The following is a 13,829-nucleotide window of genomic DNA, read 5'->3' as shown; positions in this document are numbered from 1 at the left end:
TCCGGCTCGATGACTACATGCATGTTAGTCGGAACGGTTGGAAAGGCACTGGCCATCCGGTGAAGATCCGCCCGTGGGAGGACACCCCGATTGGTGAACGATCCGAGCACCGTGTTAGAGTTCCTGGGTTCGCGCGAGTGGCGGAATTGGCAGACGCGCTGGCTTCAGGTGCCAGTGCTCGAAAGGGCGTGGGGGTTCAAGTCCCCCCTCGCGCACGAACCAAAAAGAGGAAGGCCCCCGAGAAATCGGGGGCCTTCCTCTTTTGCTTTCTATGGGCAGCTCGGTTCGTCGCGAACGGCGTCGGCGCTCGTCTTTCCTACCAAGACCTCATCGCATCCTCGCGGTGGAGCGGGAAGGAAAGAAGTACAAAACATGAGTGCAATCACACGGCACCGCGGGCGCACACCGCTTGCTGCCGGAGCAGCGTTGTCATTGGGTGTGCTGGGGGCCCTCGCGGCCGGTACGCCGGCGAGTGCGGCGTCCATCGACACCGCCCAGCAGGGATCGATCATCGTCCACAAGTACGCGAACCCGGGCGACGGTGATCAGAACGCATCCGGCACCGGAACCACCGATCCGAGCACGCAACCGATCGCCGGTGTCGTGTTCCAGTACTGCTCGATCAGCGGGATCGACCTGCTCGACGGGACCAACGCGGGCTGGGACGACATCAATGCGATCACCGCGACCGACAAGCAGGCGGCCGCGGATCCGCAGGTGACGACGCTCGGGGCGGCCCCGAACCAGTACACGCTCAGCGGTTGCACGAGTCTGCCGGCCACGGATGCCACGGGAACCGCGACCTCGGCCACGCTGCCGCTGGGTGCGTACTTCGTGCGAGAGGTCTCCGCGCCCGGCAACGTGGTGGAGAAGGCGGCGCCGTTCATCGTCACCCTGCCGACACCGCAGAACGGCACGACGCTCGACGGCACGTGGGTCTACGACGTCAACGTCTACCCGAAGAACACCATCGCGAACGGCCCGACCAAGAACGTGGTCGACCAGCCGACGAACGGTGCGCTGCTCGGTTCGGCGATCGACTACGAAGTCACGCAGCTCGTCCCTGCCCTCGCCGCCGGTGCGCCGTACACGAAGTTCGTGCTGACGGACACGCTGGATGCGAAGCTGACCCCCGCGACCGGCACCCCGGTCACGGTGAAGGCGGGCGCGACGACCTTCGTGTCGGGTAACGATTACACCGCCGTATGGTCGGGACAGACCCTCACGGTCACGTTCACCCCGGCCGGACTCGCGAAGCTCGTCGCCGGACAGAATGTGGTCTTCGGCTTCGAGGCGAGGGCGAACGCGCCCGGAGACATCGACAACCAGGCGTTCGTGAACCTGAACGACTTCGACCTCACGCCGGGCAGCGCCAATGGCCCGAACGGATCCCCGTCGACCACGATCACCACGCGCTGGGGCGATCTGACCTTCCAGAAGGTCAACGCCGCCAACACGTCGGACGGCCTGTCCGGCGCGAAGTTCCAGCTCTACGTGGGCACCACCGACGGCACCAGCGCCTGCACGGCGGACATCACCGGGCTGGCGAAGGTCACCACTGCAGGCACGAGCAACCCCTACGTGGTCACCGCTGACAGCACCGGCACCGTCGTCATCCCGGGGCTCTGGGTGGGCGACACCGAGAAGACGGTCGCTGCCGATGGGACCGTGTCCAACACGACCGTCGCTGGACACGACCTGCGACAGCGCTGCTACGTGCTCGAGGAGATCCAGGCGCCCAACGGGTTCGTCCTGCCCACCGGTGCCGCCGCGCTCACCCCCGTCATGGTGAAGTCCGGCGCGAACGGCGCCACCCCGATCGCCACGATCGAGAACACGCAGCAGGGCGTCCCCCAGCTGCCGTTCACCGGTTCCAGCGTCCAGCTCGCGCTGACCATCGGCGGAATAGCGCTGATCGTCATGGCCCTCGGCGGCGTCCTCGTCGTCCGTCGCCGCGCGAACCGTCGCGAGAACGCCTGACCAGCACCCAGAGGCAGAGGGGCGGGTCGACTATTCGGCCCGCCCCTCTCCTCAGAGCCCGAAGCCGAGCTGATGCCCACGTACCGCCCGCGCCACAATGTCCGCCGCCGCCGGTGGCGACCCAGCACGCTGATCATCCTGGTCGCGATCATCGCACTCATCGGAGCGACGACGCTGACATACTCGCCCGCAGCACGTTGGCTGGCCGCGTACAACCAGTCACTCGTGATCGCCCGCTACAGCGAGGCGCTCACGAAGGTGAGGCCGACCCCGTCCGAGCAGGTGAGAGAGGCGCACCGCTACAACGACGCGCTGTCGTCCGGGGCGATTCTCGAAGCGAACACGCACGTTCCCACCGGATCCGGCACGAGCAGTCACCAGATCTATGACTACTGGAGGCTGCTGCGCGCGCCCAACGAGGTGATGTCGCGGATCCAGATCCCCGCCATCGACGTCGACCTGCCGATCTACCACGGCACCAGTGATGCAACGCTCCTCAAGGGTGCCGGTCACCTGCAGGGCACCTCGCTACCCGTCGGCGGCAAAAGCACGCACGCGGTCATCACCGCCCACCGCGGGCTGGCCGACGCGACGATGTTCACCGACCTCGACAAGGTCAAGAAGGGTGACCGGTTCACCCTTTCGACGTTCGGGAAGGTGAGCACCTACGAGGTGTACGACATCCGGGTGGTGAAGCCCGAGGACAGCGCAACGCTCCGTCAGCAAGCAGGCGAGGACCTCGTCACGCTGGTGACCTGCACGCCCCTCGGCATCAGCACCCACCGGATCCTGGTCACCGGCACGCGCATCCTTCCTGCGCCGCCGGAGGATGTGAGCGCGGCGAAGAACAGCGAGGCCGAGCTCGGGTTCCCGTGGTGGGCCGTGAGCTACCTGGCCGCGCTTCTGCTGATCGGCGTGTACACCGGGTGGGCGGGGCGAGTGTTCCCGCCTCGAGGGCTGCACTTCGCGCCGAGGGGAAAGAGACGGCGGCGATCGCGACTCAGGCGCGCCGGGGGAGTCGGACGGTGACCACGGCTCCGCCGGCGGGGCCGTTGGACGCCTCCACCGAGCCCTGATGACGCGTCGCCACCTCCGAGACCAGGGCGAGGCCGAGACCGTAGTGCCGGGTGCGCTCCTCTCCGGGATCCGCATCCCTCGTGGTGGCGAAGCGCTCGAACGCGCGCTTCGACACGTCGGCGGAGAAGCCGGGGCCGTCATCCTCGACAGTCAGGACGACCGTGTCGCGCGACGACGTCACAGAAAGCCGGATGCGTGACCGCGCATGATCCAAGGCGTTGTCGATCAGGGCGACGACCATGCGCCGCAACGAGACGGGAGCGCCCGTGACCTCGCTGCCCTGTTCGGCCTCCACCTCGACGGTCAGACCGCGTTCGGCGGCGCGGCCCGCGGCGGAGCGGGCGACCGCGGTCGCCACCTCGCTCAGGTCGACACCCTCGCTCTCGGCCGTCTGGCGCGGATCGGCCGCCGTCAGCAGGTCCTGCACGATCTCGGTCAGTGCCCGGCTGTCGTCGATGATCTCGTCCAATCCGTTCCGCAGCTCGTCGTCGACGGGGTCGTTCGGGGTTGCAGGGTCGGCGGCCGTCGCCGACACCACATGCCTGCGGAGCAGCTGGGCGCGGGTGCTGAGAAGGGTGAGCGGTGTGCGCAACTCGTGCCCGGCGTCCGCGACGAAGCGGCGCTGCAACGCCAGGGCGTCCGCCAGTGGTCTGATCGACCGGCGGGCGAGCACCAGCCCGATGCCCGCGGCAGCGATCGTCGCGACGATGCCGGACGCGATCAAGGCGACCAGGAGCCGGTTCAGCTCCTCCTGCTGCTCGGCGAGACTGTACGCGATCTGCACGACCTTGCCGCGGCGCACATCCGTCTGGACGAGGTAGCGCCGGCCGTCGGCCTCGACGTCGCCCGACACCGATCCGCCGTGCTCCTCGACCTGCCGGAGCGCGGCCTCGTCAGGGAGTCCGGCGGGGAGATTCGGAGAGCTTTCGCGACCCCCGGGCGTCACCACGGTGATCAGCAGGTTCCGCGGGGCGTCGTGCACCGAATCCACCATCGAGGCGTCCGCGAGCACCTTGCGGGCCGCCTCCGCTTGCCCCGCCGAGACGACGCTGTAGACGACCACGCCGAGTGCGATGAACAGCGCCACGATGATCAGGGCGAACTGCGCGGCCAGGCGAAGGGATGCGGAGCGCAGCTCGCGCTCGTCCGCTCCGCTCACGACAGGGAGCCCATCCGGTAGCCGACGCCGCGGACCGTCTCGATCAGCGAGCGCCCGAATTTGCGGCGCAGGTGGTGCACGTAGGTGTCGACGACGCCGGGGTCGTCGGCGGCGGCGAACACCTCTTCAAGGAGCAGCGCGCGCGAGAACACCTGGCCGGGACGCCGTGCCAGCAGCTCCAGGAGCGCGGACTCGCGCTCGGACAGCGCGGTCGTGGTGTCGTCGTCGAGGGTGACGGTGCGGCTCTCGGGGTCGAGCCTGCCGCCGGGGAAGCGGACGGTCGGAACGACGGCGGAGGCGCGACGTGTCAGCGCGCGGACGCGCGCGACGAGCTCGTCGATGTCGAAGGGTTTCGCCACGTAGTCCTCAGCACCCGCGTTGAGGCCGTCGACGCGGTCGGGGGCGGTCCCGAGGGCGGACAGCACGAGGATGGGCGTGGTGATCCCGCTGTCACGGAGGCGGCGCAGGACGTCCAGTCCCTCCACGGCGGGCAGGCCGCGGTCGAGGACGATCGCGTCGAATCCCGCGGTCAAGCCGAGGTGGAGGGCCCGCTGGCCGTCGCGAGCGACCTCGACATCGAATCCTTCCGACCGGAGCAGGCCCTCGAGCATCCCCGCGAGACGGACGTCGTCCTCGGCGATCAGCACCCGCGACGATCCGCTCACCTCCGAAGTATAAGAGGCCGTCCTGGCGCCAGTCGGGGGAGGCGTGAGGGTCACGCGGCGTGCTCCGGCCGCGCGAACGCCAGGTCGCCGGCCCGCAGCAGCCGGTTGGACGCATCCATCGCGAGGACTCCGCGAGCGCCGGCGGTCAGGGCCCAGTCGATGCCCTCGCGGCCCAGCCCGAAGACCGCGGTCGCGAGGACGTCGGCGGTGGTCAGGTCGTCGGCCACCACGGTCACGCTGAGGAGGGAGCGGGGGGTGGAGCCGTCGCGCCCGTCGACGATGTGCGCGCCGCGCTCGTACAGTCCCGACGTCGCCACGCCCACGTCGGAGACCGCCAGGACGGCCATCATGTCACTCGGGGCGTGCGGCGAGCGGATGCCGACGTTCCAGGGGCGCTCGCCGCCGGGGCTGCCTGCGGCGACGACATCGCCGCCGGCGTTCAGGCAGAAGTTGCGCACGCCCGACGCGGCGAGCTCCCGCGCGGCCCGTGCGGCCGCCCATCCCTTCACGACGCCGTCGAGATCCCAGGTGCCGTCGTCGAGGCGGATCCGGAAGGCGCCGCCCGAGTCCCGACCCGCTGCCTCGCCGATCGCGACCACTTCACGGAAGTCGGCACTGTATTCGGCGGCTGTGCCACCGGCCGCGTTCGCGCGGCTTAGTTCGCTGTCGGGACGGTAACTGCTGAAGCGCCGGTCCGCAGCTTTCAGGACCTGGAAGGCGCGCTCGGCGGCCGGGGCCGCATCCTGCTCGTCCCGGATGTCGATCGACATGGGGATGCCCATCACCGTCTCGACGAATCTCATCGCTGGTCGATCGCCGACTGCACCGACTGGATGTATCCCTCGGAGGTGTAGGTCGCCCCCGACACCGTGTCGATGTTCGCGGACTGCGAGGAGAGCACCTCCTGCTCGAGGATCGGAAGGGCCTGGTTGTTGATCTCGATGTCGCGTCCGTCGCGGTCCGGCGACTGGACCGTGTCCACAGCGGTGATGGTGCTGCCGGAGAACGTCACCTTCACCTGTACGGCTCCGTAGCGCGTGTCGACGGCAGAGCCCGTGATGACTCTCGTCGCAGCGGACGACGACGCCGAGGAGGATGCGGAGGGCGCAGGCGTGGCGGTGGTCGTCGTCGCGCCGCCCGAGGTGTCCGTGGTGCCGGACCCGGTGGACCCGTTCGAGCCGTTCGACCCGGATCCCGAACCGGTCGTCGAGTGGACGGAGGTCGGCGCCGCCGCGACATCGGTGCCCAGACCGTACAGCTTGAGTCCCACCGTCGCGCCCATGACGACCAGGATGACGGTGAAGAGGACGGTGCCCCGCCAGGATCTGCTGTTCATGACATGCTCAGTTCTTCTCGGTGGATGAAGCGCTTCGGCATCCGCAGTGCCCGGAGCGAGGCTTCGGCGCGTTCGCCCATGCCCTCCGGGCCGCAGATGAAGGCCTCCCAGTCGTGGAGGTCGGGGATGAGCCGGCGGAGCGGCTCCGCGTCGAGCGGGTCGTAACCCAGCTCGCTGCGCCGACCGACCAGGGGGATGACCTGGACGCCCGGCAGCGACTGCAGCTCGCCGAGCAGGGCGAGTCGCTGTGCGGATCGGGCCCGGTAGAGCACGACCGGCCGGCCGCCCCGTCGCACCAGCTCCTCCGCGAGCGCGCGGATGGGGCCGATCCCCGCGCCGCCGGCGATGAGCAGGATGCGCGGACGGCTTGCGCGGTCCGCGGTGAAGCGGCCGAACGGCCCCTCCGCGAAGACCAGCGATCCCGGGCGCAGCAGGGGAAGACGGCTGCTGTGGTCGCCGATCGCCCCGACGGTGATCCGCAGGTAGCCGTTCGCCGGGACAGCGGAGACCGAATAGGGATGCGCTGTGCCGAGGTGACCGCGGCTGAAGAACCGGAAGAGCAGGAAGTTGCCCGCCTGCACTCCGAGTCGCTCGATGTGCGGACCGGTGAGCCAGACGCTGTTGACGCCCTCGCTCTCGGGGACGACGCTGACCACGCGCATCCGTCCCCGCCACGCGTCGAGCGTGGGGAGGATGAATCGCCAGGTGAGGACGGCGGACGCGGTCCCCAGGTAGAGGGCGATCCAGATGACCCGGTTCCACGGGTCGGAGACGAAGTGCGCGCCACCGCTCAGCTGGTGCGAGAACGTCAGGTAGATCGACACGTAGGTGGTGAGGTGCAGCCAATACCAGACTTCGTACGACAGCCGGGCCCGGATGAGGCGGGCGCTGCTCAGGCCGACGCCCAGGAACGCGAGAGTTCCGACGAGCGCGGTCAGCATGTCGGGGTAGGACTGCAGGATCGAGACGAACTCGGTCCAGGCCGGGTTGCGGTCGGCCAGCTCGCCCCCGAACACGAGGAACAGCACGTGCGCGACCACCAGGAACAGCACGGAGGCACCCAGGGAGCGGTGCCACGACACCAGCTTGTCGAGCCCGACCGCGGTCTCGAACCACGGGACGCGCGCGATCAGCAGCACCTGCACGCAGATGAGGAAGGCGCCGACCATCCCACTCAACTCGCCCAGCGAGGTGAGTGCGTCCGCCGGGGTCGCGGCGAAGCCGCTCGGGACGCTGACCCACCACATCCCGAGCACCAGCAGGACGCCCGCGGCGACGGCGGCGCGCACCGCCCGGGCGCCGCGCCGGGCGCCGGCCGACCGCCGGCGGCCGAGAACCCGGCGGCTCGGGGGCGCAACGCTCAAGGTCTGATCCATGTCATCAACAATGCGGGTGGATTCTTGGTGGATTCTTACGTGGCCTGGGAGCCGCCTATGGGCAGGGTATGAGTTGCGGCGGGTGGGATGCTGGTGATGACGAAGGGAGCCCTGTGGACGACAACGCGTTCTTCGAGCGGGCCATTCTCGCCTCCGCCGCCGGGCTGGACGACGAGGACGCGGTCCGGCAGCTGCGGGCACTGTTCTCGGCCGACGAGCTGGCGGCGTGGGAGGCCTCCCGCACCGCACGGGTTCGCCTCGCGGTCCCCGTCGGCCACGACGACGAGAACGACCGCTACTGGGCGGAGTGGGGCGAGTTCGGCATCCAGGGCACGTCGCCGTCGTCGTACGAGGCCGCCATCGCGGACCTCGCCGGGCACGTGCGGGAGTGGGCGTCGGAGGCCCACGACTCCGGTTCGCGGGGCGGCCTCACCGACGACGTGGCCCGGCTGGTGGACGAGCTGGATGCGCTGAGCGACGACGGGCTGCGCACCTACCTCCTCGTCAGGGTGTCGTTCGACCGCGGGCGGCTCAGCTTCGGCATCGCGGACTTCGTCGAGGAGGACGGCACCACGACCCAGCGCGCGGTCCCGCTCGACGAGGGTCACCCTCCGGCCGAGATCGACCTGCCGGTCGACGGCGCGATGAAGACCTACCAGAGCAGCGTCCGCGGGGAACGCGTCGCGTTCTCGCCCGTCGGCTCGGGCCCCAGCATCGTGAACACGCTGCGCCAGCAGGACCCGACCGGCGACTTCGACGCCGAGTTCCCGCGCGCCGATCTGCGACCGCGCGATCCGGAAATCTGAGGGCGCCACGCCTCCGGCAGCGAGCCCGGCGCAGGGCGACCCAGTTGACAGGCGTCCCGCATCCGGGCACTATCGCCACCGTGCGCCTTGGCGGCGCGCGCGAGGAGGCTGGGCGTGGTGACGTGCGAAGCGGAGGCGAAGGAGCTGTCCGATGCCATCGCCGCGCGCCAACTCGAAATCCACGTTCAGCCGCAGATCGACCTCGCCACCGGAGAGGTCGTGGCGGTCGAGGGGCTGTCCCGGTGGATGCACCCGACGCGCGGCCCCATCCCTCCGGCTGAGTTCATCGCGCTCGCGGAGGCGACGGGGTCCATCCACGATCTTGGACTGTTCGCACTGCAGGAGTGCTGCCGGATCGGGCGGGAGTGGCGCGAGCACGGCAACATGCTCTCCGTCGCCGTCAACGTGTCGCCTCTGCAGCTCGAGACGGACCTCTTCTTCGACGAGCTGGAGCGCCAGCTCGCCGAGTCGGGCCTTCCGCCGGCGGCTCTGATCGTGGAGGTGACGGAGGCCGAGCGGATCGACGACTACGCGGTGGTGGCCGGGCGGCTCGACATCATCCAGCACTGGGGCGTGACGGTCTCCATCGACGACTTCGGCTCGGGGCATTCCTCCATCGAACGGGCGGTCGCCGTGCACGCCCGCGAACTCAAGATCGACCGCAGCCTCGTGGCCGCCGGGGACTGGGATGCCGTCGCCGATGCGGTGACCGTCGCGCACCGCAGTGGGATGCGCGTGGTCGCCGAAGGCGTGGAGACGCAGGACCAGTTGGAGCACATCACGGCCGCGGGATGCGACCGGGGGCAGGGATTCCACATCGCTCGCCCGTCGCCGCCCGATGTGTTCGAGGACTGGCTTCGATCGTTCGTGCGCTAAATTCGATCGTGTATCCACCAGCCGCCGAGCGGCCCAGTCATCCGAAGGAGAGTGCGGTGCGCCCCCTTGCAGCGGACGACTTGCCCTGCGCCCTCGTCGAACTCGATGAAGAGGGCCGGATCCGGGAGGCGAACGAGGTCTTCGTCGCCTGGACGGGGTTGTCCCGCAGCGAGCTCGAGGGCCGACCGTTCCTGTCGCTGAGGACGCGCGTCTCCGGACCGGGCGGAACCTCGGACGGATTCGTCCGGCTCGCTCACGTCGACGGCTCGTCGCGGCCCGTGATCGTCGGGAGCCGCCCCGCCACCGACGGAGAACTGCTGGTGCTGGTCGACGGCACGGAGCGTGCGGAACGCGAGCAGGAGATGGTGCGCACGCACGCTCTGCAGGAACGTACGCGGAACCGACTGCAGTTGATCATCGACTCCTCGATCGCCTTCTCCGCGGCCACCACGGAGCAGGCACTCGGCGACATCCTCGCGTCCACCGTCACCAAGGCGTACCAGGCGGAGCAGACCGCGGTCTTCCTCCTCGACGACTCCGGCGAGTTCGTGCAGGCGTCCGGCAGCAATCCCATGCGCTTCCTCGACCAGACGCATTCGCTCGCCGAACAGGCCCGAGAGCTCCGTCGGGTCATCACGATCAGCGGGACGGCCGCGGCGGACGCCGTCGCCCCGGTGCTCGGCCAGGCCATGCGCGACGCCGGCGTGCACGCCGTGCTCGTCGCGCCCATCCAGCACGACGATGTGCTCTTCGGACTGTTCTCCGCCTTCTTCCTGCACCCTCGCGAGTTCGACTCCGAGGCCGCGCCGCTGGCCGACGCGCTCGCCGGACAGGCGGCCCAGGCGATCACCACCCTGCGACTGCAGCGCCAGCTGGAGCACGCCGCCATGCACGACGAGACGACGGGCCTGCCGAATCGTCGGCTGCTGGAGACGGAGCTGCTCGAGTACCAGCGGTCCACCTCGACGCTCGTCGCAACGCTGTTCATCGATCTGGACGGCTTCAAGCGCGTCAACGACGGCCTCGGACATCACACCGGCGACCTGCTGCTGCGCGAGGTCGGCGAGCGGCTTCAGGCTGCGGTCCGCCAGGACGACCTGGTCGCCCGCTACGGCGGCGACGAGTTCGTGGTCGTGTGCGAAGTGCCCGAGGTCGCCGCCGCCGAAGAGGTGGCCGACCGCATCCGGCAGGCCATCGAGCTTCCGTTCGCCGACATCCCCGAAGGCTTCCCGATCAGTGCGAGCATCGGTCTGTCGATCGCGCGCACCGAGGATCCGGCGTGGACTCCCGACCGTCTGATCCGCGAGGCCGATCACGCCATGTACTCGGCGAAGAACGCCGGCGGCAACCGCGTGGTCGGGATACCGGTCGGCTGAACCGGTCGCGCGGCATCCCGACCGTGTTCAGCGAGTGCGGGAGGCGTCGGAGCGGGCGTCGGTGCCGTCCGAGTCGTCGTCGTCCGCGTTCTCGCGGAGCTGACGTGCCTCGTCGATGAGCTTCTGCTCCTTCTCCTCCGACTTCTCGCTGAGGCGGGTGTCGCGCGGCGGCAGCTGGATGGTCTCCTCAGCTTCCATCCCGGCCTGCAGCTCACGGCCGCGCTCCGTCTCCGCGTCGAACTCCGCACCGAACAGCAGCGCGAGGTTCGCGATCCACACCCAGAGCAGGAACACGATCACGCCGGCGAGCGGACCGTAGGTCTTCTCGTAGTTGGCGAACGTCGCCACGTAGAACGCGAACAGGAACGTCGCGACTGCCAGCACGACGATCGCGATGATCGCGCCCATGCTGATCCACTTGAACTTCGGCTGCTTCGAGTTGGGAGTCGCGTAGTAGAGCACGGCGATGATGATCACGACCACGATGAGCAGCAGGGGCCACTTCGCGATCTCCCAGGCGATCTGCGGTGCGGTGCCGATGTGGAGGGTGTCGCCGATGGCCTTGGTCACCGGTCCCGAGACGACCAGGATGAGGGCCACGATCGTGACCAGGACCAGCGTGATGACGGTGACGAGAAGCTGTTGGGGCTTCAGCTTCCAGAACGGTCGGCCCTCGTCGATCTCGTAGATGCGGTTCATCGCGCGCGAGAACGCACCGACGTAGCCCGAGGCCGACCAGATCGCCAGCACGATGCCGAAGACCAGGGCGAAGCCGGATGCGGGCGAATTGACCGCGTTCTCGATCGGTCCCTGCAACAGCTTCGCGGTCGATCCGGGCGCGACGCCCTTGATGATGCCGAACATGGCGTCCGTCGCCGACTTGCCCTGCCCGAACACGCCCAGCAGCGAGACCAGCGCGATGAGGGCGGGAAAGATCGACAGGATGCCGTAGTACGTCAGTGAGGCCGCGATATCGGTGCACTTGTCGGTGCTGAACTCGCGGAGCGTCCGCTTGAAGATCAGCTTCCACGAGGGCTTGTCGAGATGGGGCGGACTGTCCGGCTTGCGGGAGTCCTCGGGGGCGGGGGCATCGGCCAGGCGCTTGCTGGCCCCGATTTCGCTCATCGTGGCGTCCTCTCGGTGTGGTGCGGGGTGTTCGGGGGTCTTCGAGGGATCAAAAAACGCGGCGGAAGGCCCGGGGGATGGCCTTCCGCCGCGTGTCTCGGTGAAGCGTTACTGGTCTGACTGCAGGCGCTGTCCCGACTGCTTGGCGTCGTCGGCGACGTCGCTCGCGCGGTCGGTGGCCTCCTCCTTGACGGTGGAGACACCCTCCTGCGCGGTCTCCTTGACCGACTGGACAGCCTGCTGCGCCGGCTCCTTCAGGTCGTTGGCGACCTGCTTGCCGACCTCGGCGGCCTCCTGGAGCAGCGGCTGCGCGGCGTCCTTGGCGGACGACGCGAGCTCCTTCTCCTTGGTGCTCGCCGGGATGAGAGAGGCTACGAGGGCGCCGACACCGAAGGCGATGAGGCCGACGGCGAGCGGGTTGCCCTGCGCCTTATTCACGACCGTGCGTCCCGCGTCGGCCACGGCGTCGCCGGCGTCCGAAGCGGTGCCGCTCACGTTGCTGCGGACGTCGTCCGCGGTGCCCATGACCCTGTCGCTGAGGGAGTGGAAAGCACCCTTCACCTTGCGCGTCTGGCGCTCGGCGATCTTGCTTGGGGTGACCTTGTCGGCCAGTGCGTCCACGTCGCCGCTCAGGTTGCGGCGGGTGGCCTCGATGTCGGCGCGGATCGCGTCGGGGTCGTCGCTCATCGGTTCTCTCCGTTCGGTTTCAGTGTCTCCGGGATTTCCTTGACCGTCTCGACGGTCTGGGGGGCGCCTTCGACGGTCTTCAATTGCTTGCGCCCACGGGTGTACAGGATCAGCGCGACGATGCCCCAGATGATGGCGACGATCACCGCGGACCAGGCGTTGCCCACCAGGTAGCCGAGCGCCCACCACAGGGCGACCGACAGGAAGAACACGGCCATGAGGCCTGCGTATCCGGCACCGCCGAGCAGCCCCGCGCCCTTACCGGCGCGCGTAACGGTCTGCTTGATCTCGGCCTTGGCGAGTTCCATCTCCTGACGGATCAGGGTGGAGAGGTCTCGGCTGACCTCCCCCAGCAACTCGCCGAGCGAGCTGTTGGCCGCGCGCTCTTCCGCGGCGTCTGGGGCGGCGGCCTCGGCGGCGACGCGCCGGGCGGCACTGGGCTGATCGGTCATGCCCGGCCCCCGGTGTAGCCCGCGCCCGGGAGCTCGGGAAGGTCGTTGCCGTCGTCGTACGCGTCGCCATAGCCGCCGACGGTGCCGCCCGTGACGGTGCCACCGACGCCGGCCGTCGAGCCCGCGGTGTAGTCGGGCGTCGTGTAGTCCGGCGTGGTGTACCCGGAGGTGCGGGTGCCGCTGGTGCTTCCGCTGCCGGAGTCGTTCCCGCCGCTGGCCAGCGCACGAGTGAGTCGGCCGGCGAGAGCGCCGGCGATCGCGGCGGCCGCGATGAACGTCCCGGGATTGCGCCGCGCGTACGACTTGACTTCGTCGAGCAGCGAACCGGGGTCGCGGTTGCCGAGCCATCCGGCGATCGAGTGGGCACGCTGGCCGGCCTGGCGGACCAGGTCGCTGGCGATGCCGCCGTTCTCGGAGGCGGAGGCCATCTGATCGAGCTCGTCGCCGACGGAGTGCAGGCCGCTCGCAACGCGCTCCTGCTGCTGGGCGGCCTGGCCGCGCAGTTCCTCACGGGTCTGGTAGTAGAGGTCCCGGGCCTGGGACTTGGCCTCACCGGCGACGTTCTTCGCCTGCTCCTTCGCGGTACCGGCGACGTCCTTTCCGGCCTGGGCCGCAGAGCCGGCAACGCGACTCGCCTCGTCGCGGACGCCTCCCTGGCTTCCGCCCGACTCGCCGCCCGTCGTGCTGCCGACCGGCTGCACGGCCTCGGGAAGCCCGGCCTCCGGCTCGAAGGCATCGCGCCTGCTGTCGAAGATCGGTGTCTCCGCGGACTGGTCGTCTGACATGGTCATGACTGACGTTTCCTTTCGGTGGATGTGTCCGGTTGATGTGCCGCCCACTCAAGACATGCGGTCGAAGCGGGTCCAGTCATTGACGGTTCCTCACTTGGGGGGTAGCCGCACGCGGGGGCTGCC

The 13,829-nt window shown here is 69.3% G+C and carries 14 protein-coding genes and 1 tRNA gene; 6 read left to right on the top strand and 9 right to left on the bottom strand.

Going from position 1 to position 13,829, the window contains the following annotated elements:
- Positions 1-131: 131 nt before the first annotated feature.
- From QRN40_RS06660 to QRN40_RS06650, 3 genes are all read left to right on the top strand, one after another.
- Positions 132-215, top strand: a tRNA-Leu gene (locus tag QRN40_RS06660).
- Positions 216-372: 157 nt separating this feature from the next.
- Positions 373-1,980 (top strand): SpaH/EbpB family LPXTG-anchored major pilin, encoded by a 1,608-nt coding sequence (locus QRN40_RS06655; RefSeq protein WP_285114748.1) that lies wholly within the window; start codon positions 373-375, stop codon positions 1,978-1,980.
- 72 nt (positions 1,981-2,052) lie between these two features.
- A complete protein-coding gene (locus QRN40_RS06650) occupies positions 2,053-3,009 on the top strand; it encodes a class C sortase (RefSeq protein WP_285114747.1) in 957 nt (318 codons plus the stop codon).
- On the opposite strand, the gene QRN40_RS06645 is transcribed toward QRN40_RS06650, so the two are convergent.
- Genes QRN40_RS06645 through QRN40_RS06625 form a run of 5 tightly spaced genes read right to left on the bottom strand, consistent with a single transcriptional unit; the run spans position 2,981 to position 7,593 of the window.
- Positions 2,981-4,216, bottom strand: coding sequence for a sensor histidine kinase (locus tag QRN40_RS06645; protein WP_285114746.1), 1,236 nt, complete (start codon positions 4,214-4,216; stop codon positions 2,981-2,983). The genes QRN40_RS06650 and QRN40_RS06645 overlap by 29 nt on opposite strands.
- Positions 4,213-4,881, bottom strand: a complete 669-nt coding sequence (locus tag QRN40_RS06640) for a response regulator transcription factor (protein WP_350224753.1) — start codon at positions 4,879-4,881, stop codon at positions 4,213-4,215. The genes QRN40_RS06645 and QRN40_RS06640 overlap by 4 nt, the downstream gene beginning before the upstream one ends.
- A gap of 50 nt (positions 4,882-4,931) precedes the next feature.
- Positions 4,932-5,684: an FAD:protein FMN transferase gene (locus QRN40_RS06635; protein ID WP_285114744.1), complete on the bottom strand. Its 753-nt coding sequence runs from the start codon at positions 5,682-5,684 to the stop codon at positions 4,932-4,934.
- The gene (locus tag QRN40_RS06630) at positions 5,681-6,217 is read right to left on the bottom strand and encodes an FMN-binding protein (protein WP_285114743.1); all 537 of its coding nucleotides are present in this window, start codon (positions 6,215-6,217) and stop codon (positions 5,681-5,683) included. The genes QRN40_RS06635 and QRN40_RS06630 overlap by 4 nt, the downstream gene beginning before the upstream one ends.
- Positions 6,214-7,593 (bottom strand): ferredoxin reductase family protein, encoded by a 1,380-nt coding sequence (locus QRN40_RS06625; RefSeq protein WP_285114742.1) that lies wholly within the window; start codon positions 7,591-7,593, stop codon positions 6,214-6,216. The genes QRN40_RS06630 and QRN40_RS06625 overlap by 4 nt, the downstream gene beginning before the upstream one ends.
- A 113-nt stretch (positions 7,594-7,706) precedes the next feature.
- Here QRN40_RS06625 and QRN40_RS06620 point away from each other — a divergent pair, with 113 nt between their 5' ends.
- The 3 genes from QRN40_RS06620 (at position 7,707) to QRN40_RS06610 (ending at position 10,651) form a co-directional block, all read left to right on the top strand.
- A complete protein-coding gene (locus QRN40_RS06620; RefSeq protein WP_285114741.1) occupies positions 7,707-8,399 on the top strand; it encodes a hypothetical protein in 693 nt (230 codons plus the stop codon).
- A gap of 114 nt (positions 8,400-8,513) precedes the next feature.
- Positions 8,514-9,275: an EAL domain-containing protein gene (locus QRN40_RS06615; protein ID WP_285114740.1), complete on the top strand. Its 762-nt coding sequence runs from the start codon at positions 8,514-8,516 to the stop codon at positions 9,273-9,275.
- A 56-nt stretch (positions 9,276-9,331) separates the two neighbouring features.
- Positions 9,332-10,651: a diguanylate cyclase domain-containing protein gene (locus QRN40_RS06610; RefSeq protein ID WP_285114738.1), complete on the top strand. Its 1,320-nt coding sequence runs from the start codon at positions 9,332-9,334 to the stop codon at positions 10,649-10,651.
- A gap of 27 nt (positions 10,652-10,678) precedes the next feature.
- Here QRN40_RS06610 and QRN40_RS06605 read toward each other — a convergent pair whose 3' ends face one another.
- From QRN40_RS06605 to QRN40_RS06590, 4 genes are all read right to left on the bottom strand, one after another.
- Positions 10,679-11,776, bottom strand: coding sequence for a YihY/virulence factor BrkB family protein (locus tag QRN40_RS06605; RefSeq protein ID WP_285114737.1), 1,098 nt, complete (start codon positions 11,774-11,776; stop codon positions 10,679-10,681).
- A 108-nt stretch (positions 11,777-11,884) separates the two neighbouring features.
- Complete coding sequence (locus QRN40_RS06600) at positions 11,885-12,463, bottom strand: DUF3618 domain-containing protein (protein WP_285114736.1); 579 nt, start codon at positions 12,461-12,463, stop codon at positions 11,885-11,887.
- A complete protein-coding gene (locus tag QRN40_RS06595) occupies positions 12,460-12,915 on the bottom strand; it encodes a phage holin family protein (RefSeq protein ID WP_285114735.1) in 456 nt (151 codons plus the stop codon). Before QRN40_RS06595 ends, QRN40_RS06600 begins: the two co-directional genes overlap by 4 nt.
- Complete coding sequence (locus QRN40_RS06590; RefSeq protein WP_285114734.1) at positions 12,912-13,706, bottom strand: hypothetical protein; 795 nt, start codon at positions 13,704-13,706, stop codon at positions 12,912-12,914. Before QRN40_RS06590 ends, QRN40_RS06595 begins: the two co-directional genes overlap by 4 nt.
- Positions 13,707-13,829: the final 123 nt, after the last annotated feature.

The sequence above is a fragment of the Leifsonia sp. fls2-241-R2A-40a genome, assembly GCF_030209575.1.
In the GTDB taxonomy this organism is placed as follows: domain Bacteria; phylum Actinomycetota; class Actinomycetes; order Actinomycetales; family Microbacteriaceae; genus Leifsonia.
The sequence above is the reverse complement of the archived record's forward strand: the minus strand, read 5'-3'. Positions and strand labels throughout refer to the sequence as shown.